20 protein-coding genes and 1 pseudogene are annotated in these 20,519 nt (G+C 66.4%); 12 read left to right on the forward strand and 9 right to left on the reverse strand.

Translation table 11 applies throughout. From position 1 onward, the window contains the following. Positions 1 to 17 precede the first annotated feature (17 nt). Entirely contained in the window at positions 18 to 3,164 is a 3,147-nt protein-coding gene (locus tag AC54AG_RS19100) for a multidrug efflux RND transporter permease subunit (protein ID WP_072453863.1), read from the forward strand. Next, on the forward strand, positions 3,164 to 4,537 hold the full coding sequence (locus AC54AG_RS19105) for an efflux transporter outer membrane subunit (protein ID WP_496631295.1): 1,374 nt from the start codon (positions 3,164 to 3,166) through the stop codon (positions 4,535 to 4,537). The genes AC54AG_RS19100 and AC54AG_RS19105 overlap by 1 nt, the downstream gene beginning before the upstream one ends. Positions 4,538 to 4,546: 9 nt before the next feature. On the opposite strand, the gene AC54AG_RS19110 is transcribed toward AC54AG_RS19105, so the two are convergent. Both AC54AG_RS19110 and AC54AG_RS19115 read right to left on the reverse strand, forming a co-directional pair. Further along, entirely contained in the window at positions 4,547 to 5,116 is a 570-nt protein-coding gene (locus tag AC54AG_RS19110; RefSeq protein WP_496631296.1) for an Hcp family type VI secretion system effector, read from the reverse strand. A gap of 21 nt (positions 5,117 to 5,137) precedes the next feature. Next, entirely contained in the window at positions 5,138 to 5,425 is a 288-nt protein-coding gene (locus tag AC54AG_RS19115; RefSeq protein ID WP_496631297.1) for a 7(1) septoil knot domain-containing protein, read from the reverse strand. A gap of 194 nt (positions 5,426 to 5,619) precedes the next feature. On the opposite strand from AC54AG_RS19115, the gene AC54AG_RS19120 reads away from it, so the two are divergent. From AC54AG_RS19120 to AC54AG_RS19160, 9 genes and pseudogenes are all read left to right on the forward strand, one after another. After that, the gene (locus AC54AG_RS19120) at positions 5,620 to 7,269 is read left to right on the forward strand and encodes a DUF4394 domain-containing protein (RefSeq protein ID WP_496631298.1); all 1,650 of its coding nucleotides are present in this window, start codon (positions 5,620 to 5,622) and stop codon (positions 7,267 to 7,269) included. 117 nt (positions 7,270 to 7,386) lie between these two features. After that, complete coding sequence (locus AC54AG_RS19125) at positions 7,387 to 8,667, forward strand: arsenic transporter (RefSeq protein WP_496631299.1); 1,281 nt, start codon at positions 7,387 to 7,389, stop codon at positions 8,665 to 8,667. 59 nt (positions 8,668 to 8,726) lie between these two features. After that, positions 8,727 to 9,311 (forward strand): TetR/AcrR family transcriptional regulator, encoded by a 585-nt coding sequence (locus AC54AG_RS19130; protein WP_496631300.1) that lies wholly within the window; start codon positions 8,727 to 8,729, stop codon positions 9,309 to 9,311. A 147-nt stretch (positions 9,312 to 9,458) separates the two neighbouring features. Beyond that, the gene (locus tag AC54AG_RS19135) at positions 9,459 to 10,484 is read left to right on the forward strand and encodes an alkene reductase (protein ID WP_496631301.1); all 1,026 of its coding nucleotides are present in this window, start codon (positions 9,459 to 9,461) and stop codon (positions 10,482 to 10,484) included. 31 nt (positions 10,485 to 10,515) lie between these two features. Then, a complete protein-coding gene (locus tag AC54AG_RS19140; RefSeq protein ID WP_496631302.1) occupies positions 10,516 to 10,899 on the forward strand; it encodes a nuclear transport factor 2 family protein in 384 nt (127 codons plus the stop codon). A 58-nt stretch (positions 10,900 to 10,957) separates the two neighbouring features. Further along, entirely contained in the window at positions 10,958 to 11,587 is a 630-nt protein-coding gene (locus AC54AG_RS19145) for a Rossmann-fold NAD(P)-binding domain-containing protein (RefSeq protein WP_496631303.1), read from the forward strand. 47 nt (positions 11,588 to 11,634) lie between these two features. After that, positions 11,635 to 12,057 (forward strand): annotated as a pseudogene (locus AC54AG_RS19150) (GNAT family N-acetyltransferase); the annotation flags it as partial. A 3-nt stretch (positions 12,058 to 12,060) separates the two neighbouring features. Next, positions 12,061 to 12,657 carry a flavin reductase family protein gene (locus tag AC54AG_RS19155; RefSeq protein ID WP_496631432.1) on the forward strand — a complete coding sequence of 199 codons (597 nt, stop codon included), beginning with the start codon at positions 12,061 to 12,063 and terminating at the stop codon, positions 12,655 to 12,657. Continuing rightward, complete coding sequence (locus tag AC54AG_RS19160; protein ID WP_496631304.1) at positions 12,641 to 13,942, forward strand: glycosyltransferase; 1,302 nt, start codon at positions 12,641 to 12,643, stop codon at positions 13,940 to 13,942. The genes AC54AG_RS19155 and AC54AG_RS19160 overlap by 17 nt, the downstream gene beginning before the upstream one ends. Positions 13,943 to 13,951: 9 nt before the next feature. Here AC54AG_RS19160 and AC54AG_RS19165 read toward each other — a convergent pair whose 3' ends face one another. From AC54AG_RS19165 to AC54AG_RS19195, 7 genes are all read right to left on the reverse strand, one after another. Beyond that, positions 13,952 to 14,896 (reverse strand): DUF2145 domain-containing protein, encoded by a 945-nt coding sequence (locus AC54AG_RS19165; RefSeq protein ID WP_496631433.1) that lies wholly within the window; start codon positions 14,894 to 14,896, stop codon positions 13,952 to 13,954. Next, positions 14,896 to 15,327 (reverse strand): hypothetical protein, encoded by a 432-nt coding sequence (locus AC54AG_RS19170; RefSeq protein WP_034788152.1) that lies wholly within the window; start codon positions 15,325 to 15,327, stop codon positions 14,896 to 14,898. Before AC54AG_RS19170 ends, AC54AG_RS19165 begins: the two co-directional genes overlap by 1 nt. A 92-nt stretch (positions 15,328 to 15,419) precedes the next feature. Then, positions 15,420 to 16,253: an HDOD domain-containing protein gene (locus tag AC54AG_RS19175; protein ID WP_070305993.1), complete on the reverse strand. Its 834-nt coding sequence runs from the start codon at positions 16,251 to 16,253 to the stop codon at positions 15,420 to 15,422. A 134-nt stretch (positions 16,254 to 16,387) separates the two neighbouring features. Next, complete coding sequence (locus tag AC54AG_RS19180) at positions 16,388 to 17,485, reverse strand: acyl-CoA dehydrogenase family protein (protein WP_331778776.1); 1,098 nt, start codon at positions 17,483 to 17,485, stop codon at positions 16,388 to 16,390. Positions 17,486 to 17,546: 61 nt separating this feature from the next. Further along, on the reverse strand, positions 17,547 to 19,103 hold the full coding sequence (locus AC54AG_RS19185) for an FAD-dependent monooxygenase (RefSeq protein ID WP_331778777.1): 1,557 nt from the start codon (positions 19,101 to 19,103) through the stop codon (positions 17,547 to 17,549). A gap of 286 nt (positions 19,104 to 19,389) precedes the next feature. Beyond that, the gene (gene gstA, locus AC54AG_RS19190; protein ID WP_496631305.1) at positions 19,390 to 20,004 is read right to left on the reverse strand and encodes a glutathione transferase GstA; all 615 of its coding nucleotides are present in this window, start codon (positions 20,002 to 20,004) and stop codon (positions 19,390 to 19,392) included. Positions 20,005 to 20,116: 112 nt separating this feature from the next. Continuing rightward, positions 20,117 to 20,278, reverse strand: a complete 162-nt coding sequence (locus tag AC54AG_RS19195) for a hypothetical protein (protein WP_175560473.1) — start codon at positions 20,276 to 20,278, stop codon at positions 20,117 to 20,119. 6 nt (positions 20,279 to 20,284) lie between these two features. On the opposite strand from AC54AG_RS19195, the gene AC54AG_RS19200 reads away from it, so the two are divergent. Further along, positions 20,285 to 20,512, forward strand: a complete 228-nt coding sequence (locus tag AC54AG_RS19200) for a hypothetical protein (RefSeq protein ID WP_034754755.1) — start codon at positions 20,285 to 20,287, stop codon at positions 20,510 to 20,512. Positions 20,513 to 20,519 lie beyond the last annotated feature (7 nt).

The following is a 20,519-nucleotide window of genomic DNA, read 5'->3' on the forward strand; positions in this document are numbered from 1 at the left end:
CATGAAAGCCTAACGACATGCCTCAATTTTTCATCAACCGCCCCGTCTTTGCGTGGGTGGTGGCGGTCTTCATCGTCCTGTTCGGACTGATCGCCATACCGCAATTGCCGATTGCGCGCTTCCCCTCGGTGGCGCCGCCCAGCGTCAGCATCAGCGCCAACTACCCTGGCGCCACGCCGCAAACCATGAACGATTCCGTGGTCGGTCTGATCGAACGCGAACTGTCGGGCGTCAAGCACCTGCTGTATTTCGAGTCGTCCACCGATACGTCGGGTTCGGCCTCGATCACCGTCACCTTCCAGCCGGGAACGGATCCGGAAATGGCCCAGGTGGACGTGCAGAACCGCCTGAAAGCCATCGAACCGCGCCTGCCGCAAGCCGTGCGGCAAAACGGCTTGACGGTGGAATCGGCGTCGTCCGGCTTCCTGATGATCGTCAGCCTGATTTCCGACAACGGCCAGCACGATGAAGTGGCGCTGGGCGACTACCTGGCGCGCAACGTGACGGAAGAACTGCGCCGCATTCCCGGCGTGGGCAAGGTGCAGCTGTTCGGCTCCGAGCGGGCCATGCGCATCTGGGTCGATCCGGCCAAGCTGGTGTCGTACAACATCGCCATGGGCGAACTGACGGCGGCCATCGCGCAGCAAAATGCGCAGATCGCCCCGGGCCGCCTCGGCGACTCGCCCGCCGTGCACGGCCAGCGCGTGACCATCCCGCTGACGGTGCAGGGCCAGCTGCAGACGCCGGCCGAATTTGCGGCCATCGTCCTGCGCGCGAATGCGGATGGCTCGAAAGTGACGATCGGCGACGTGGCGAAAGTGTCGCTGGGCGCGCAAAGCTTCAACTTCAGCATCCGCGAAAACGGGCAAGCCGCGTCGGGCGCCGCCATCATGCTGTCGCCCGGCGCCAACGCCGTGCAGACGGCCAGCGCCGTGCGCGCGCGCATGGCCGAACTGGCGCACACCATGCCGGCCGGGATCAAGTATTCGGTACCGTTCGATACGGCGCCGTTCGTGAAGATATCGATCGAGAAGGTCGTCATCACCTTGCTGGAAGCGATGGTGCTGGTCTTCCTCGTCATGTATCTGTTCCTGCAAAAGATACGCTACACGCTGATTCCCGCCATCGTCGCGCCGATCGCCCTGATGGGCACCTTCACGGTCATGCTGATGGCCGGCTATTCCGTCAACGTGCTGACCATGTTCGGCATGGTGCTGGCCATCGGCATCATCGTCGATGACGCCATCGTCGTGGTGGAAGCCGTCGAGCGCCTGATGGCGACCGAAGGCTTGTCGCCGAAGGAAGCGACGTCGAAGGCGATGCGTGAAATCACCGGGGCGGTAGTGGGCATCACCCTGGTGCTGACGGCCGTGTTCATCCCGATGGCGCTGGCCAGCGGCTCCGTCGGCGCGATCTATCGCCAGTTCACCCTGGCCATGGCCGTGTCGATTCTGTTCTCGGCATTCCTGGCGCTGACCCTGACGCCGGCCCTGTGCGCCACCATGTTGAAACCCATCGGCCCGCACGACCATGACAAGAAGGGCTTCTTCCTGTGGTTCGACCGCTGTTTTGAGCGCATGACGGCGCGCTATGAAAAGGGCGTGGTGGCGATGGTGAAACGCGCGGGCCGCTCGATGGTGCTGTATGGCGCCATCGTCGCGGCGCTGGGCGTGGCCTTCATGCAGCTGCCGTCGGCCTTCTTGCCGGAGGAAGACCAGGGATACTTCATCACCTCGATCCAGCTGCCGTCCGACGCGACGATGGAGCGCACGCTCGACGTCGTCAAATTGTACGAGCAGCACGTGGCCACGCGGCCCGGCATCGAAGTGAACCAGTCTATTCTCGGCTTCAGCTTTTCCGGCGCGGGGCCGAATGCGGGCCTGGCGTTCACCATGCTGAAGGACTGGAAAGAGCGCAACGGCGCCACGGCGCAGGAAGAAGTGGCGCTGGCGCAGGCCGCCATGTCGCAGGCGAAGGAGGGCATGATCATGAGCCTGATGCCGCCCGCCATCGATGAACTGGGCAACTCGTCGGGCTTTTCCATGCGCCTGCAAGACCGCGCCAACCAGGGTGTCGCTGCCTTGCAGGCGGCGCAGAACCAGTTGCTGGGCCTGGCCGCGCAAAGCGGCAAGGTGGCGGGCGTGTATCCGGACGGCTTGCCACCGGGCGCCAGCGTGCGCCTCGACATCGACCGCACCAAGGCCGAAGCGCTGGGCGTGTCATTTACGGCGATTGCCGACATGCTGACGGCGGCCATGGGTTCGACCTATGTCAACGATTTCCCGAATGCCGGCCGCATGCAGCAGGTGATCATCCAGGCCGATGCGCCGTCGCGCATGCAGTTGAACGACGTGCTGGCCCTGCGCATCCGCAATAACGCGGGCGGCATGGTGGCGCTGGGCGAGCTGGTGCGGCCCGTGTGGAGCGAATCGCCGCTGCAGCTGGTGCGCTACCAGGGTTATCCTGCGGCGCGCATTTCGGGCAGCGCGGCACCTGGTGTATCGAGCGGAGACGCCATGCTGGAAATGGAACGGCTTGTGAAACAGCTGCCACCGGGCTTTGCGCTGGCGTGGACGGGCCAGTCGCTGCAAGAGAAGGAATCGGCCTCGCAGGCGCCCATGCTGATGGCGCTGTCGATGCTGGTGGTCTTCCTCGTGCTGGCTGCCCTGTATGAAAGCTGGTCGATTCCCGTCTCCGTGATGCTGGTCGTGCCGTTGGGATTGCTGGGCGCCGTGCTGGCCGTGATGTTGCGCGGCATGCCAAACGATGTGTTCTTCAAGGTGGGCATGATCACGATCATCGGCCTGTCGGCGAAGAATGCGATTTTGATCGTCGAATATGCGCGCCAGCTGCAGGCGCAAGGCAAGGGGCTGGTCGAAGCGACGGTGGAAGCGGCCCGCTTGCGCTTGCGTCCGATTTTGATGACGTCGCTGGCGTTCGCGCTGGGCGTCGTGCCGCTGATGCTGGCCACGGGCGCCAGCGCCGAGACGCAGCACGCGATCGGCACGGGCGTGTTCGGCGGCATGATCACCGCCACCGTGCTGGCCGTGTTTTTCGTGCCCGTGTTCTTTGTCGTGGTGCTGGGCGCCGTCGACAAGATGAGCAGCTATTTCAACAAACGCAGTCATCGCATCGCCGTCAAGACGGTGGAAGGAGAGTTGTAATGCGTTTATTCTTTATGACGCCCTTGGCCGCGCTGGCCTTGTCGGCGTGTTCCTTGACGCCGCCGCTGGTCAAGCCGGCGGCGCCGATACCGGCAGCGTATGCCGAGGTCTCCGCACCGGGCAGTGTGGACACTGCGGCGGACCTGGGCTGGCGCCAGATGCTGCTTGATGCGCGCCTGCAGCGTCTGGTCGACATCGCGCTGGAAAACAACCGCGATTTGCGCGTGGCGGCCCTCAACGTCGAAGCCGTGCGGGCCCAGTACCAGATCCAGGATGCGGGCCGCTATCCGGCCATCGGCGCCAATGCTGGCGGCGTGCGCCAGCGCGGCGCCGATGCGGTGACGCAAAACCAGTTCACGGCCGGCATCGCCATGAGCGCGTTCGAGATCGATCTGTTCGGCCGCCTGCGTTCCCTGTCGGACGCCGCGTTTGCCCGCTACCTGGCCACGCAGCAGGGCCAGCGCGCCGCGCACATGGCCCTGATCGGCGCCGTAGCCGATGCGTATCTGGAACAGCGGCTGGCGGAAGAGCAGCTGGCGCTGGCGCGGCAAACCCTGCTCGACTGGCGCCAGGCGCTGGTGCTGACGCAGCGCCTGCACGGCGCGCAGCAGGGCAGCGGCCTGGACGTGGCGCAGGCGGAAGGGCAGGCCGCGACGGCGGAAGCGGACGTGCAGGCGCGCGAACGGGCCAGTGCCCTGGCGCGCAACAACCTGGAATTGCTGCTCGGCGCACCGCTGCCCGCCGATTTGCCGGCTGGCCGCGCACTTGATGGCCAGCCCGTGCTGACGCAGCTGCCGCCCGGCCTGCCGTCGGACTTGCTGGCGCGCCGTCCCGACATCCTGCAGGCGGAATATGCGCTGGTGGCGGCGAATGCGGAAATCGGCGCCGCGCGCGCCGCCTTCTTCCCGCGCCTGTCCCTGACGGCGTCGCTGGGTTTTGCCAGCCCGGAGCTCGGTGACCTGTTCCGCGGCAGCGCGCGCAGCTGGTCGTTCGCGCCGCAAGTGACGCAGCCGCTGTTCCAGGGCGGCCAGCTGCGCGCGGAACTGCAGCTGTCGCGCCTGCGCAAGGACGTGGCCGTGCTGCAGTACGAACAGGCGATCCAGTCGGCCTTCCGCGACGTGCGCGACGGCCTGGCCGGCAGCGCCACGTACGCGCAGCAGATCGATGCCCAACAGCGCGTGGTGGTGGCGGCGCAGCAGCGCCAGCGCCTGTCGCAGCTGCGCTACGACGCGGGCCAGGACAGCCGCCTGGAATTGCTCGACGCGCAGCGCCAGTCGTATGCGGCCCAGCAAGCCTTGCTCGACGCACGGCGCGACCAGTTCAAGTCGGCCGTGGCCTTGTACAAGGCGCTGGGGGGAGGGCTGGAGGAGTAGGCGCCTTGCTTAGCCCGTGAAGGCGCCGATGGGCCGGTTGCGCGCCAGGCTCCAGCCTGTCGTGTGTTGGGGGCCGGGCTTGCCGTCGGCCTGCTGCACGCTGTGGCTCCAGAGGATTTCCGTGAAATTCAGCTTGAACTGCTCGGTCGGCATGTCATCGGGATGGGTTTGCAGCTGGATTTCGCTGATGATGGCGTCGCGCAGCCAAATGGTCATGATGTTGGCCGTCTTGTCGCCCGAGTTGCGGGCGATGTACAGTTTGGTTGTCTGGTCCGTGCCGGTGCCCAGCGGCTTGGCGCGCAGGCACAGGTCGTACAAGTTGACCGAGGTCCGGTCGACATATTTGACACAGGTAAATTCCGTGATCACGGGCCGCCCCGACGTGCGCGCAGAATTGCTGACGTCCGTCGTTATTTGCTGCTTCATGCCCTGGTGCAGCGAGACCAGCTCGATGCATGGTCCCATGCCCTGCAGCGCAGCGGCGTCGTGCCAGATGGCGTCGATGCCGACATTGCCACCATCCGGCGTCTTGCCGAACACGAGTTCCCCGTTGCCGGGTTCCAGCAAAATCAAATCCATGACGAGCTCCTCCGCTTGATGTTAGCTGCCGCCGTGCGACAGGCAGCCCTTGAGCCGATGTGGCCGGGTCCAGCCCGCTTCGCTGGCGTGGTCGACAAAACAGATGGCTAGCTGCGCAAAGCCTGGCGAGGTGAAATACATGCCGGCCGTGGCGCTTTGCCGCTCGCGGGTGATGAACCACAGGGCGTCGCCATGCGCCAGGCCAAAACTGGCCACGCGGTGCACCAGCAAGTCGGCGCTGCCGCGCTGCACGATGGCCACCCGCAGGTCGGCTTCGCCCATGTTGTTGGTCTGATAGATGCGCGCCACTTTCCTGACCCCAGTTTCAATCGTGCCTGCGACTATACACCGATTAAGTTGCCTAAACACAAGCATAAATTGCACCGAAATAAATTTTTTTGCATCACTGCATCCAAACGCGGGTACGGCGAGTAGTACAGGGGTGCGCTCGCCGCAACGGCGGCATGAGCGGCACCTCCACTCACTCTATCGGGACCACGACCATGTCACCACTGCCAACCTTGCCATACGCCAAGCTGCTGCTTGTTTCCGCCGTCGCCATGACCTTGTCCGCTTGCGGCGGCGGCAGCGACCACGACGATGTTGTCGTCACACCACCGCCGCCCGTGGTGGTGGCTGGCGACGTCTTCGTGCTCACCGCCAGCAACAAGCTGCTGTCGTTCGACCGCGCCACGCCGGCCACCATACGCACCACGGCGACAGTGACGGGCCTGCAGGCCGGCGAAAACCTGCTGGGCATCGATTTCCGTCCCGCCGATGGCCAGCTGTATGGCGTCGGCAGCACGGGTCGCATCTACACCCTGAATGGCGTGACGGGCGCCGCCACCGTCAAAGCCACCCTGGCCGCCGATGCGGGTGATGCGACGGCCCCGTACACGGCGCTGGCCGGTACGGAGTTCGGCGTCGACTTCAATCCGGTCGCCGACCGCCTGCGCATCGTCAGCAACACGGGGCAGAGCCTGCGCATCAATGTCGATACGGGCGCCACCACGACAGATGGCAATATCAACGGTGGTGCAGCGAATACGGCCATCACGGCGGCCGCCTATACCAACAGCTTTGCCGGCACGGCCAGCACCACCTTATTTGTCATCGATGCGGCCAACGCCACCCTGTACACGCAAAATCCGCCGAACAACGGCACCCTGGCCGGCGCCGTGCCGCTGGGCGTGGCGGCCACCGGCGTGGCCGGCTTCGACATCGATGCGCGCACGAATACGGGCTACGCCGTCATGACGGTAGCCGGCGCGCGCAACCTGTACACCCTGAACCTGGCGGCCAGCACGGCACCGGCGACCCTGGTGGCGGCCATCGGCGTGACGGAAGAGCTGCGCGGCATCGCCCTGAAAGCGCCGGCCACGCCCGTCGCCTACGGCTTGACGGACGACGCCCGCATCGTCACCTTCAAGACGGCCACGCCGAACACGCTGGACGCCAACGTGGCCGTGACGGGCCTGGCGGCGGGCGAGCGCCTGCTGGGCTTTGACATCCGTCCCAAGGATGGCTTGCTGTACGGGATATCATCGACGGGGCGTATCGTCACCATCGACCCGGCCACGGGTGTGTCCACCGTCAAGGCGGCGCTGGCCGCCGATGCCTTGGACGTCACCGCGCCGTACACGGCCATCGCGGGCACGGCCTTTGGCGTCGACTTCAATCCCGTCGCCGACCGCCTGCGCGTGATCGGCAACACGGGGCAAAGCCTGCGCATCAATGTCGACACGGGCGCCACCACCACCGACGGTACCGTCAACCGCGCGGGCGCCGCGCCTAGCGTGACAGCCGCCGCGTATACCAACAGCTTTGCCGGCACCACGGCGACCATGCTGTTCGATATCGACACGGCCAGCGCGGCGCTCGCCCTGCAAAATCCGCCAAACGACGGCACTTTGGTGAATGTCGGCGCGCTTGGCGTGGCGGTGGCGGGCGACGTGGGCTTCGATATCGCGGGCGGCGCCAACGGCCTGGCCCTGGCGGCCTTGCGCACCTCGGCCACGGGACCGAGCTCGCTGTACCGCATCGACCTGGCGACGGGCGGGGCCGTGCTGAGCGGCGGTGCGGCCACGCCGGCCGCTTCCGCCATCGGCAATGGGGCGGTGGGGCTGGTCGATATCGCCATCGCGCTGAAGTAAGGAAGTACGCCGCAGCTTTGCTTTGATTCAATAATTCCAGTATTATAGAATTGTTGATGATATTCAATGGCTGCGGCGCATAGTGCCCGCGATGCCGCATACCCGGAACCTCGCCCCATGCTCACCGCTTTCCTCATCTTCCTTGCAACCCTGGTCCTCGTCATCTGGCAGCCGCGTAGCCTAGGCATCGGCTGGAGCGCCGTCATCGGCGCCTGTGTCGCCTTGCTGGCCGGCGTGATTCACTGGGGCGACATTCCCGTCGTCTGGCATATCGTGTGGAACGCCACCGGCACCTTCGTGGCCGTGATCATCATCAGCCTGCTGCTGGATGCGGCCGGCTTCTTCGAGTGGGCCGCGCTGCACGTGGCGCGTTGGGGCGGGGGCAGCGGCAGAAAACTGTTCGTGCTGCTGGTCTTGCTGGGCGCGCTCGTCTCGGCCGTGTTCGCCAATGACGGCGCCGCGCTGATCCTGACGCCCATCGTCATCGCCATGCTGCGGGCGCTGAAGTTTTCCGCCAGGGCTACCCTGGCCTACGTGATGGCGGCCGGCTTCATCGCCGACACGGCCAGCCTGCCGCTCGTGGTGTCGAACCTGGTCAATATCGTCTCGGCCGATTTCTTCAAGATCGGCTTTGCCGAGTACGCTGCCGTGATGGTGCCCGTCAACGTCGTCGCCGTACTGGCCACCCTGGCCGCCTTGCTGCTCTTTTTCCGCAAGGATATCCCCCGCGACTACGAAGTCGCGCAGCTGAAACGCCCGGACGCCGCCATCCGCGACCTGGGCACCTTCCGCGCCGGTTGGCTGGTGCTGGCGCTGCTGCTGGTGGGCTTTTTCTCGCAAGAGCACTTGGGCGTGCCCATCAGCCTGATCGCGGCCGTGGGCGCCGCGCTGCTGCTGGTGGTGGCCGGCAGGGGCCACGTGATTTCCACGCGCCACGTGCTGCGCCATGCGCCGTGGCAGATCGTCGTCTTTTCGCTGGGCATGTATCTGGTCGTGTACGGTTTGCGCAATGCGGGCTTGACGGCTTACCTGACGGGCATGCTGAACCACTTTGCCCAGTACGGCGTGTGGGGCGCGGCCATGGGTACCGGCGTGCTGACGGCCTTGCTGTCGTCCGTGATGAACAACTTGCCGACGGTGCTTGTGGGCGCGCTGGCCATCGACCCGACGACGGCGCAGGGGGCCGTGCGCGAAGCGATGATTTACGCGAACGTCATCGGCAGCGACCTGGGACCGAAGATCACGCCCATCGGCAGCCTGGCTACCTTGCTGTGGCTGCACGTGCTCGACAGCAAAAATATCCACATTTCCTGGGGCTACTATTTCCGCGTCGGCATCGTGCTGACCGTGCCCGTGCTGCTTGTGACCTTGGCCGCGCTGGCGCTGCGCCTGGGGTGATGGCGGAGCAGGGGATAGTTTACTAGACGACCGGTCAGATTTTTTGCTATACTGGCCGCATGAGCAAAAAATCCTCCGCTGACATGCGCCAGCACCTGATCGACATCGCCAAGGCCCTGATGGCCGAGAAGGGCTATACGGCCGTGGGCCTGGCCGAACTGGTGGCGGCCGCCGGCGTGCCGAAAGGCTCGTTCTACTATTACTTCAAGTCAAAGGAAGAGTTTGGCCAAGCCTTGCTCGACGACTATTTCACCACCTATCTGCAGACGGTCGACGCCTTGCTGTACGGCCCGGGCACCGCCCGCGAGCGCCTGCTCGCGTATTTTGACTACTGGAGCGCGACCCAGGCCGGCAACGCGCCGGAAGGCAAATGCCTGGTGGTCAAGCTGGGCGCTGAAGTGTGCGACCTGTCCGTGGACATGGGCGCCGTGCTGCAGCAGGGCACGGGCGCCATCCTGGACCGCCTGACGCAGTGCGTGGAGGCGGGCCACCTCGACGGTTCCGTGGCGGCGGCAACGCCGGCGCGCGTGCTGGCCGAATCGCTGTACCAGCTGTGGCTGGGCGCTTCCCTGATGGTCAAGGTGGCCAGGAGCGGCGGGCCGTTCGACGCGGCCACGTTAACCACGCAACGGCTGCTGTCCTAGCCGTTTTTTTTAACTATTAACTAGACGACCGGTCAGTTATTTTCGACCTCTTGCACAATATGAAAGCAATATGATGACCGAGCAGCATGAAAACGATTTATTTTCCCAGTCGACCTGGGCGCGCTGGCGCTGGCCAACCGCATCGTCATGGCGCCGCTCACGCGCAGCCGTATGGGCGACGATGGCGTGCCGAACGCCTTGCATGCCCAGTATTACGCCCAGCGCGCCAGCGCCGGCCTGATCATCAGCGAGGCGACGAATATTTCGCCGCAGGCGCGCGGCTACGCCCTGACACCGGGCATCTGGTCGGACGAGCAGGTGGCTGGCTGGAAGCTGGTCACGGATGCCGTGCATGCGGCCGGCGGCAAGATCGTTTGCCAGCTGTGGCATGTGGGACGCTTTTCGCACACGCGCTTGCAGCCCGGCGGCGCCGCGCCCGTCGCGCCGTCCGCCATCCGCGCCGAGGGCAGCACCTACACGGCCAGCGGCATGCAGCCCGTGTCCATGCCGCGCGCGCTGGAGACGCAGGAAATCGCCGGCATCGTTGCCCAGTATGCGCATGCGGCCGCATGCGCGCTGCGCGCCGGTTTCGACGGCGTCGAGGTGCATTCGGCCAATAGCTACCTGCTCGACCAGTTCCTGCGCGATTCGACCAACCGGCGCACGGACGCTTATGGCGGCAGCATCGACAACCGCGCGCGGCTGACCCTGGAAGTGACGCAAGCCGTGGTGGACATCTGGGGCGCATCGAGGGTAGGCATCCGTTTGTCGCCCGTCACGCCCGACGCGGGCAACACGCCCGTCGACAGCGACGTGATGGCCACCTATGGCTATTTGATCGGACAGTTGAACCGCCACGGGCTGGCCTATCTGCACTTCGTCGAGGGCGCCACGGCCACCTCGCGCGACGTGCCCGATGGCGTCGACCTCGATGCGTTGCGGGCGCTGTTCGATGGTCCCTACATCGGCAACAACCATTACGACTTGCCGCTGGCGCTGGCGCGCCGCGCCGAAGGCAAGGTCGATGCGGTGGCCTTCGGTCGTCCCTTCATCGCCAACCCGGACCTCGTGGCGCGCCTGCGCCATGGCGTGGCGCTGGCCGTGGCGCCGCGCGCGGCGTATTACGGCGGCGGCGCCGTCGGCTACACCGACTGGCCCGCCAGCCAGTCCTGATTTTTCTTTTCATCCACCCAAGGAGCGCAATATGAACAACACCACTTATGTGCAGGATTACCAGGCCATCGTCGCCGTGCTGAATCAATACAATGCGGGCGGGGCGCAGGCAGACAGCAGCATCATGCGCCCCGCCTTCAGCAGCGAGGCCACCATTTTCGGCGTCGACAGCGAAGACAAGCTGACGGGCGGTCCCATCGAAGGCCTGTTCGAAATCATCGACAGCGCGTTCCGGCCATCGCCGCAGGCAAAGGCGGCCATCGCGCGGATCGATATCGTGGGCACGGCGGCCAGCGCGCGCGTCGACACGGACGAACTCTCGGGCTTCCGCTTCACCGACTTTTTCAATCTGCTCAAAGTGCAAGGCGAGTGGACCATCGTCAGCAAGATCTATCACACGCACGCGGGCGCCTGATGCGCTGCCTGGGCGCCCGATGCTGTATCGTGTGGCGTCCAGCATGCGGGGAGAATGAATGAAACTGATACTGATAGGCGCCACGGGCCTGGTGGGCCGCGAAGTGCTGCGCCTGGCGCTGAGTGACACGCGCGTCACGGCCATCGTCGCGCCCGTGCGCAAGCCCTTGCCGGCGCATCCCAAATTGGACGCGCCGCTCGTCGACTTCGACCGCTTGCCGGCCGATGCCCCTTGGTGGCAGGCGGATGCCGTCATCTGCACCCTGGGCACGACCATGAAGGTGGCGGGCACGCGGCAGGCGTTCCGCAGAGTCGACCATGACTATCCGCTGGCCGCGGCGCGCCTGGCTCTGGCGGCCGGCACGCGCACGTATGCGCTCAATTCCGCCGCTGGTGCCAACGCGGCTTCGCGCTTTTTCTACAACCGCGTCAAGGGAGACTTGGAACGCGACCTGGAAGCGCTGGGCTTTGCGTCGCTCACCCACGTGCGGCCGGGACTGATCGGCGGCGAACGCGAGGAGGCGCGGGCGGGCGAGGGCGCTGCCCTGCGCATCTTGCGCGTGCTCGGTCCCGTGCTGCCGCGCCGCTGGCGCATCAATCCCGCGCCGCGCATCGCCAGCGCCTTGCTGGAAGCGGCGCTGGCTAGCGCGCCGGGCGTGCACGTCGTCGGCCCGGAACAGCTGGCTTGACCGCGCGCCCCTTATAATTGCCATTCATGTTTTTTTAAGTACAAAAAATGCAAACAGTGCGTCCTTACCGGGCCGGCGACCGCGATGCCTGCCTGGCTCTTTTCGACGGCAATACGCCGCGCTTTTTCGACCCGTCCGAGCGCGCGGACTTTGCCGCCTGGCTGGAAAATTCGACACATCCGTATCTGGTCATCGAACGCGACGGACGCATCGTCGCCTGCGGCGGCCATGCGCTCGATGCAGGCGGCACGGTGGCCAGCCTGTGCTGGGGCATGGTGGCGCAGGATCTGCACGGCCAGGGACTGGGCCGCGCGCTGACGCAGGCACGCCTGGACGCCATCCGCGCCGCGCCGGGCGTGGCCGAGGTGAGCATGAACACCAGCCAGCACACACAGGCTTTTTATGCGCGCTTCGGCTTTGAGACAGTCAAGGTGACGCCGGACGGCTTCGGGCCCGGCATCGACCAGTGGGACATGCTGCTGTCGCTAAATGAACGGTACCATATCGCTGCCGTGCCGCTGGAAAAAGCCTATCGTTTGCTCAATCACGGCCCGTCCATCCTCGTCTCGGCCCGCCATGGCGGCGTCGATAACGTGATGGCCGCCGCCTGGGCTTGCGCCCTCGATTTCGCGCCGCCCAAACTGACCGTGGTGCTGGACAAGGCAACGCGCACGCGCGCGCTGGTCGAAGGCAGCGGCACGTTCGTCATCCAGGTGCCGACGGCGGCGCAGCTGCAGCTGACTCACGCCGTCGGCACGCACAGCCTCGATGCGCAGCCCGACAAACTGGCGCGCGCTGGCGTGCGGCTGTTTCACATGGACGGCTTTGATTTGCCGTTCGTGGCCGGATGTTCGGCCTGGCTGGCCTGCCGTTTGATCCCCGAGCCGCACAACCAGACCGCATATGACCTGTTCATCGGCGAAGTGGTGGGCGCCTGGGCCGACACGCGCGTGTTCCATGACGGGCACTGGCATTTCGAAGACGCCGATCCATCCTGGCGCAGCCTGCACTACATCGCCGGCGGGCGCTTCTATGCGATCGGCCAGGCGCTCGATGCCGCCCCGGGCTGAAGCGCTGGCCGGCCAGGCCGTCGCCATGCCGCTCGTCATCGTCGCCAGCAGCGGCACGGGCGGCGACATCCAACCGTTTATCGCGCTGGCGCAGGGCTTGCAGCAGCGGGGCCGGCGCGTGCTGCTGCTCGTGCCGGGCTGGCAGGAAGCGGCAGCGCAGGCGTCAAGGCTGCCGTATCACACCTTTGGCAGTGCGGCAGAGGGCCAGGCCATGCTGGGCGACCCGGGCCTGTGGGATGAACGCAAGGGCTGGGGCTTGGTGTGGCGCGGCCTCGTGCCGCACCTGGGCGCCGTGCGCGGCATCGTGCAAGGCTTGCCGGATGCTGAAGATTGCGTGGTGCTGTGCCACCCCTTCCTCGTGCCGATGGCCGCCCTGGCACGCTCGATATGTCCGGGCCTGCGCATCGTCGCGGCCTATCTGGCGCCATCGAATTTGTGCAGCAGCCATGATTTCCTGGCGGCCGGCTCGCTGCGCGTTCCCGCCTGGGTGCCGCTGGTCTGGCGCCAGGCCCTGTGGCGGCTGATCAACCGCAGCATGGTCGACCCGGTGCTGCTGCCTGGCCTGAACGGGGCGCGCGCGCAGCACGGACTGCCGCCCGAAGCGCATTTTTTTGCGCACATGCTGACCGCGCCGGATGCCTCGCTGGGACTCTTTCCAGCGTGGTTCGCCGCCCCGCAGGCGGACTGGCCGCCGCATTTCGTGCAAACCGGTTTCATGGGCGCCGCCATGCATGGCGCTGCGGCGCTGCCGCCGGAGCTGGAACGCTTTCTGGGCGAGGGCGAAGCGCCCATCGTGTTTACGCCCGGTACCGGCCACCAGCACGCGCAGCGCTATTTCAGCATCGCCATGGAAGTGTTGCGGCGGCTGGGGCGGCGCGGCCTGTTCCTCACGCCGCATGCGGCGCAAGTGCCGCAGGATTTGTCGGCCAGCGTCATGTGGCAGGCGCACGTGCCGTTTGCGGCCCTGTTGCCGCGCGTGGCGGCCGTCGTGCACCATGGCGGCATCGGCACCAGCGCGGATGCTTTCCGTGCGGGCATTCCGCAACTGATCGTGCCGTTCGCGTACGACCAGTTCGATAACGGCTGGAGGGTCAAACGGCTCGGCGTGGGGGATGTCTTGCTGGCCAGGCGCCTGTCGGCGGGACGCATGCAGCGGCAGCTGGCGCGCCTGCTCGCCGCGCCCGGGGTCCCGCTGGCGTGCGGCGAGGTGGCCCGCCGGATGGGGCAGGGGCTCGAACCATCGCGCCTGCTTGACCAGGTCGAAGCGGCACTGGCCGCTGCTTAGGGACTGTCGTCAGGGACTGTCGTGCGGCGTATCGTCGAGGGCGATGACCCTGTCGTTTGCGCCTGGAATACAGCCGTCGGCGATCACATCCCAGCCCCGGTGCACCACCACCTGCTTGCCGTCGTGGCAGATTTCCACGCGTTCGCTGGCGGGCAGGCGCTGGCGCGCGAATGCTTCCAGGCTGGCTGGCAAGCTCACTGCCAGCTGCATCGTGCCGATGGCTTCCGGCGGGTGGTCGTCCATGTGCACGAGGGGCACGAAGATGGAACCGAGCATCAGCCAGCGCGCACCCACGTCGACGGGGGCGGGCGCGTAGGGCGCGGCGCGCAGCCAGTCCTGGGCGCGGGCGCGCAAGTCGCCGCCCGCGGCCAGTTCGCCCCAGGCGGCGGCCAGCAATTCCACCACCCACTGATTGCAGTTCTGGTATTTCAGGCTGTAGGCATACGCGTTGGCGCTGTAGCGGCCCGCCAGCAACTGCTGCACGCGCACGGGGTCGAGCAGGGCGCGGCGCAGGGGCGGTACGGTTTCGGCCGGCAGTTTCACGAGCGAGATGTAGCCGAGCGCAGGGTTTTCCGTGCCCATGGCGAAGCCGGCCGTGCCCTGGTCGAAGATGCGCGGGCGGCCTTCATCGCAGGCGTAGTACAGCTGGCGCGCGGACCAGCCGCTGTCGTTGTCGTGGCGCCAGGCCAGTGCCGCGTGCGAATAGCGGATGCCGAAGCGGGCCAGGTCCAGGCCCGAGCGGCTGATCAGGGCCACGCTGCCTTCGCTGGCGGCCAGTTCTTCGCGCACGACGGCGGCAAAGCGCAGCAGCCGGTCCTGTTCCGTGGCCGTGAGTTCCTGCGCGCGGTCGCAAAAGCGCGACGAGGCGAGCGAGGTGCCCGCCTGGGTCGCGCCGGTGCTGAAGATGGCGCAAACGCCCAGCAGCAGTGCCGGGCGGCGCGGGAGAAAACGAATCAAAGGCTGACGGGACGCGTGGCCATTTCGCCGTACCAGTCGTCGGCCAGCACGAGGAAGAAGGCGGCGCGCGTGTCGTTGCGCGAGAATTCGATGCCGTAGGCGCGGTTTTGCGCATGCACCACGTCGCCCTGCGCCAGTTGCTGCTTGTCGAGCGCCGCTTGCGGCAAGTCCAGCACCAGCGGCGTGGCCGTGGCGTCGGCCTGCATGGTCAGGCGCGTCATGCCGTCGCGGCCCGGCACGGCGGCCACGTCGATGATGCGGTAGGGGCCATTGGCCACCTTGTTGTCGCGCGAGGAGCTGTTGCTCGAACCGTTGAGCGAATCGGAAATGCTGCCGCTCGATTGGGAGCCGGCGCTGGAGGCCGAGGAAACGAAGCTGTCGGCGTTGGCGTTGCACGCCATGGTCAGAGCTGCGGCCAGGCCGAGCATGCGTAAGGAGGTAGTCAAGGCAGTTTTCCAGTGGACATGAATGAAAGCGGACCGGGTCCATCCCGGCCTGCGCCATCATAGCAGATCGGCCATCAGCTGAGCAGCACCTCGATCAGGGCCTTCGCTTCGGCCGACGGCTGCGTGCGCAGCGCCTGCAGCACGGGATCATTGTCCAGGTAGGCTTGCAGCGGCGCGCTGACGGTGATGCCGGCCTGCGGCAGCGGCGAGGGCACGGGCGCCAGCGCCTTGGCCAGCAGCAGGGTGTCGCGCAAGCCTTCGGGTGGCAGCATGATGGTCGAACCGGGCAAGGTATTGACGGCATCGGCCACCGCCTGCGGCACGCCCAGCTGGCGCATCAGCGCGCGGCCGATCACTTCCAGGGCGGACGCCATCTGCGTTTCCAGGTGGGCGTACAGGCCAGGGGTCTTGTCGGCCTGGGCCAGCAGATAAAAGCCGGCCACTTCATGCACGATGCCGGCGAACAGCGCCGTATCGGCATCCGTCTGCGTGACGGCGCCCGCCAATCCATGCGCCAGCGCCGCCACGTGCACGGTGTGCGCCCACAGCTGGGTGGCGCGGGCGCGCAAGGCTTCGTCGCGGATGCCCGCGTTCAGCTGGCGGATGACGGCCGCCGTCGCCAGCGCATACAGGTTGCGGTGGCCCAGCCGCTCGACGGCGCCGCGCACGCTGGTGATGGCGGGCGCCTGGCCGGGCGCAAACAGGGCCGAATTGGCCAGCGCCACGGCGCGCGCCGACAAGGTCGGTTCGCACAGCAGCAGCCGGCTGATGTCGGCCGAGTGGCAATCGGGGTTGGCCAGTTCCTTTTGCAGGAGCAGGGCCGTATTGATGCTGGTGGGGAAGGCCAGGGTTTCCGTTTCGGCGCTGGCCAAAAGTTGGGCAAGGCTGCTGAGCGTGTTGACGTGCATGGATAGGGGAGCGAAAAGTAGCAATGCCTCATAGTATCAGGCAATCCGGGCCGCATGGCGTCCGCCAGCCTTTTCAGTCATGCGGCTGCCAGGGGAGGGCAAGTTGTCGCGCGGCGAAGCCGCGGTTGGCAATGTCAGGGCAGCAGCAGTGAATGCTGGCTGGCCGTGTGGAAATCGCGCCAGACCCGGTTGATGGTGCTGTCTTCGCGGGCCGCGTACAGGCCGCAGTATGGATACAGGCCATCGACGGCGGCGCGGCACACGGCGACCAGCTCCAGCGAACGTTCCTGCACGGCTTGCATGCCTTCCGCGTCGAGCGCCGCGCCGTCCGCCACCTGGGCCCAGCTGTCGTCCAGCACGGCGTAAAAGCGGGCGCGGGCGGTCGTGCTAGCATCTTTCTTGGCTTGCAGCATGGCGGCCACTTCCGGTACGTCTAGCAGGGGCAAGCCGGCGCGCGCATGGCGGCGGTGGCGCATGCATTCCTCGGCCAACTGCATGAAATGCGCGGCCATGCCGGCCACGTTGGCGGCCAGGGTCACGTAGGCCAGCGAGTAGAACGGATAGCGGTACAGGGGGCCGCCGGCCGTCGCGGTGTCGGGACTGATCGTGAAGCCATGATCCTTGCCGAGCCACTGTCCGTCGATCCGGTAACTGTGCGAGGCGCTGGCGCGCATGCCGACGCTGTTCCACGAAGGCACCAGCCGCACCAGCGCGGCGGGGACGAGGAAGGCGCGGATGCGTGGCTTTCCTTCGCCATCGAGCAGGGGCTGGCCATCGCGCCGCAGCAGGGCGTTCAGGGTGAAGTGGGTGGCCATGGGTGCGCCGCTGGCGTAGTCCCAGCTGCCCGTGATGCGGTAGCCGTCGCCTTCCTCCTCCGCGTAGCCGGTGGCCGCGCCGCTGCCGCCCAGGCAGACGCGCGGCGTGCCGATGATGGACTGCGCCATGCCGGGCGCCAGAAAGCCCGCAAACCAGCCCGCGCCTGCGCACAGGGTCAGCACCCAGCCCATGCTGCCATCGACGGCGGCCACGGCTTCTTCCAGACGCACCACTTGCGGCAAGGGCAGCTCTGCGCCGCCCGCGCTGCGCGGCGCCAGCATCGTCAGCCAGCCGCGCCGGTGCAGCAAGGCTTGCTGCACCGGATGCAGGAAGCGGGCCGCATCGGCCGCCTGGGCGTGGCGGGCGATGCGGTGCGCGTCGCGTTCGGAAAGGGTAGCAATGGCAGCGTGCGGCATGGGCAATGTCCGGCAATGGTGAAGGCGGGCATTTTCGCACAGCGCGGCGGCGCCGTTGCCGTCAGCTGTGCGGCAAGGCGATTTTTTCCATCACCGCGCGCAGCAGCATGGCATCCGGTATTGCCGCCGGGGCCGAGCGCCAGGCGATGATGCCGTCCGGCCGGACGATCACGGCGCCGTCATCGCCTGTGCCGAAAGTGTCGACGAAGGCCTGGTCGGCGGGGAAAACCACGTCGGCGCCGGCCAGCAAGGTCTTCAACGATAGGTGCGCGGCGGCGGCGGACCAGCGGGGATCGGCTGTCAGCAGCACGAAATCCTCGGTCAGCAGGTCGATGCTGGAGACGCTGTTGCCACGATGCCGTACCCATACGTGGGGAGCGCGCGTGCCTGGCTGGCCGTTCCAGTCGCGCGGGTGGGCGGCCGGCGGCAGTGCCGCGTCCGCGCCGAGGATGGCGCTGGAGCGTGTCAGCTGGCCCAGTTCCATCGCCAGATTGCCATACAGTGGCGCGTCCTGGTAGCCTTCGCCGACCCATTTCGCGTAGTCTGGCCGGGCGAAGGTTTGCTGGTGCCGCAGCCAGGCGATGGGCCGGCGCTCATCCGTATAGGTGTCGAGCAGGGCAGGGCGCGATTGTTGCCGCACCACCCTTTGCAGCTTCCATGCCAGGTTGTAGACGTCGTCGATGCCCGTGTTGGCGCCGTAGCCGCCGCGCGTGGGCGGCAATTGATGGGCAGAATCGCCGGCCAGGAAAATGCGCCCCTCGCTGAACCTGTCCGCGATCAGGCCGGCCAGCTCCCAGCGTCCCGTGGTGATCAGTTCGAACGCCATGTCCTTGCCCAGGGCCTGGCGGACCAGCGCCCGCAATTGCGCGTCGGTGCTCTCGCTTTGTTCTTCAAACATGAGGAACCAGCGCCCGTCCGAATACGTGCCCAGGAAACCCTTGAAGCCTGGCTGGTCGATGTCGAACTGGCGGATGCCCCGTTCCAGAAAGGCGTCCGCCTCCGCGCAGCTGAACAGCACGCTGCGCAGCACGCGCAGGGGACCGGCACCCTGGCGCGCGATGCCCAGCTGTTCGCGGATGGGGCTGGCCGCGCCATCGGCGGCGATCAGGTAATCGGCCGTGACGGCATAGCATGCGCCCGTGTCGCGCTGGCGCAGCTGGGCCGTGACGCGCTGCGCATCCTGCTGCACGGACAGCAGTTCCACGCCTGTGCGCAGGTCGGCGCCCCGTGCGCGCGCGGCCTCGCGCAGTATCGGTTCCAGCAAGTCCTGGGCGATGGCGGCACCGGCCATGGGCGAGGCCTTGCCGTCGCGCTCCTCCGGCTGGCCTGGTGTCCACGGCAATTCCTCGTAGTGCTGACCCGCCAGGCTTTCCACGCGGGCGCGGCGCACGGTGGCGCCGGGCGGCACCTGGGGGATGCGTTCGGCGATGCCGGCGGCGCGGAAAAATTCCAATGTATGTTCCGTAAAGCCCGTGGCGCGGGGATGGGCGGCGCTGCCGTGGTGTTTTTCAACGAGGATATGCGGCATGCCCCGCCATGCAAGGAAGAGCGAGGCTGAAAGTCCGACGAGGCTGCCGCCGATGATGAGTACAGGGGTGTGGATTGAAGCTGGTTTCATGATGTCGTCCTGGATGTTGTGCAGAGCACACTCGGTCAAGGACGTGGTGATTTTTCGCGGCAGGCGGAACGCCGTTCAGGCAGCAGGGTGACGGAACGCACGCCGACGAAAAAACGGCGCACGTCCGCTTTTCGTCGTGGTCCGCGGCCCCCAGGGCTGGAATATGACCGTCCGCAGGCGGACGGCTGACCGGGGCTCACCACGCCGGTCCACCTTTTTCGACGCCACGATCTTAGCACGGGATTGTCGCGCGCCGCCAGCCCGGGGAAACCCCATGCAACGGCGTTCAGGCAGCCTTGGCCAGTCCTTCCGCTTCCAGTGCCGCCTTGACGCTGTCGCGCTCGGTCATGCGGCCCAGGAATGCCTGCACATTGGCCAGCTGCGACAGGTCCACACCCAGCTGCGGCGCCCAGCCTGTCACGGCGAACAGGTAGGGATCGGCCACGGTCATCGTGTCGCCGGTCAGGTAGGCTTTGCCTTCCAGGCGGCTGTTGATCCACGCATATTTCTTGCCCAGTTCCTCGATGAACAGGGCCTTGGTGGCGGCGTCGATGCGCGAATCGAACAGGGGACTGAACGATTTGTGCAGCTCGGACGTGATGTAATTCTGCCATTCCATCACCTTGTAGCGGGCAAAGTTGCCCACGGGCGGCAGCAGGTCGTGTTTGCCGGCATGCTCGGCGATGTACTGGGCGATGACGGGGCCTTCGCTCAAGGTCCTGCCATCGTCGAGCGCCAGCAGCGGTACCTGGCCTTTCGGGTTGAGCTCATAGTAACTGCCGCCTTCCGGCGTCTTGTGCTGGCCCAGGTCGACCTTGACGAGTGTGAACGGCGTGCCCGTTTCGCGCAGGATGATGTGCGGTGCCAGCGAGCAGGCACCCGGAGAGTAAAAGAGTTTCATGGCGATCCTGTCCTTGAAAAGGTGGGGAGATGCCACTATAGACCTGCGCCGCCGCGCGGTAAACGCGTGTTCGTGTGGTGATCATTGGCGCCCGGTGTCGCCTTGCGCTGGCTCAAACCCCACGATTGCGCAAGGTGTCGAGCAGCAAGGTAAACGCGGTAGGAGGGGCCGCCGTGCGCAGCCGCTGTTCGCCCGCTTGCGTCAGCGAGACGCTGCGCGTGCTGTGCACTTGCAGGCGCAGGTCATCGCGCTGCGTTTTGCTGTTATTCTGCAAGCAATCTTGTCGGACTATCGCGTGATGAAAACTTTTCTTTATTCGCTACTGGGTTTTGTCATTGCCAGCGTCATCGCATGGGGTGCCATGTTGCTGTGGGGCGGTCTGGTCTTGCAGCTGCCGCCCGGCGACAGCTATTGGGACCGCACGCCGTATGCGGCCGATATTTTCCTTGCCTGCTGGCTATGCTTTGCTACCGGGGCGGCAGTGCTGGTGGTTCGGCTGGCCCGTTGATACTGGC

Source organism: Janthinobacterium sp. BCJ23 (genome assembly GCF_059617945.1).

Excerpts from the sequence above, each read along its gene's own strand:
- AC54AG_RS19100 (WP_072453863.1), top strand. The coding sequence starts at position 18 with ATGCCTCAATTTTTCATCAACCGCCCCGTCTTTGCGTGGGTGGTGGCG.
- AC54AG_RS19105 (WP_496631295.1), top strand. The coding sequence starts at position 3,164 with ATGCGTTTATTCTTTATGACGCCCTTGGCCGCGCTGGCCTTGTCGGCG.
- AC54AG_RS19110 (WP_496631296.1), bottom strand. The coding sequence starts at position 5,116 with ATGGATTTGATTTTGCTGGAACCCGGCAACGGGGAACTCGTGTTCGGC.
- AC54AG_RS19120 (WP_496631298.1), top strand. The coding sequence starts at position 5,620 with ATGTCACCACTGCCAACCTTGCCATACGCCAAGCTGCTGCTTGTTTCC.
- AC54AG_RS19125 (WP_496631299.1), top strand. The coding sequence starts at position 7,387 with ATGCTCACCGCTTTCCTCATCTTCCTTGCAACCCTGGTCCTCGTCATC.
- AC54AG_RS19130 (WP_496631300.1), top strand. The coding sequence starts at position 8,727 with ATGAGCAAAAAATCCTCCGCTGACATGCGCCAGCACCTGATCGACATC.
- AC54AG_RS19135 (WP_496631301.1), top strand. The coding sequence starts at position 9,459 with ATGGCGCCGCTCACGCGCAGCCGTATGGGCGACGATGGCGTGCCGAAC.
- AC54AG_RS19140 (WP_496631302.1), top strand. The coding sequence starts at position 10,516 with ATGAACAACACCACTTATGTGCAGGATTACCAGGCCATCGTCGCCGTG.
- AC54AG_RS19145 (WP_496631303.1), top strand. The coding sequence starts at position 10,958 with ATGAAACTGATACTGATAGGCGCCACGGGCCTGGTGGGCCGCGAAGTG.
- AC54AG_RS19155 (WP_496631432.1), top strand. The coding sequence starts at position 12,061 with ATGCTGCTGTCGCTAAATGAACGGTACCATATCGCTGCCGTGCCGCTG.
- AC54AG_RS19160 (WP_496631304.1), top strand. The coding sequence starts at position 12,641 with ATGCCGCCCCGGGCTGAAGCGCTGGCCGGCCAGGCCGTCGCCATGCCG.
- AC54AG_RS19170 (WP_034788152.1), bottom strand. The coding sequence starts at position 15,327 with ATGCTCGGCCTGGCCGCAGCTCTGACCATGGCGTGCAACGCCAACGCC.
- AC54AG_RS19175 (WP_070305993.1), bottom strand. The coding sequence starts at position 16,253 with ATGCACGTCAACACGCTCAGCAGCCTTGCCCAACTTTTGGCCAGCGCC.
- AC54AG_RS19180 (WP_331778776.1), bottom strand. The coding sequence starts at position 17,485 with ATGCCGCACGCTGCCATTGCTACCCTTTCCGAACGCGACGCGCACCGC.
- AC54AG_RS19185 (WP_331778777.1), bottom strand. The coding sequence starts at position 19,103 with ATGAAACCAGCTTCAATCCACACCCCTGTACTCATCATCGGCGGCAGC.
- gstA (WP_496631305.1), bottom strand. The coding sequence starts at position 20,004 with ATGAAACTCTTTTACTCTCCGGGTGCCTGCTCGCTGGCACCGCACATC.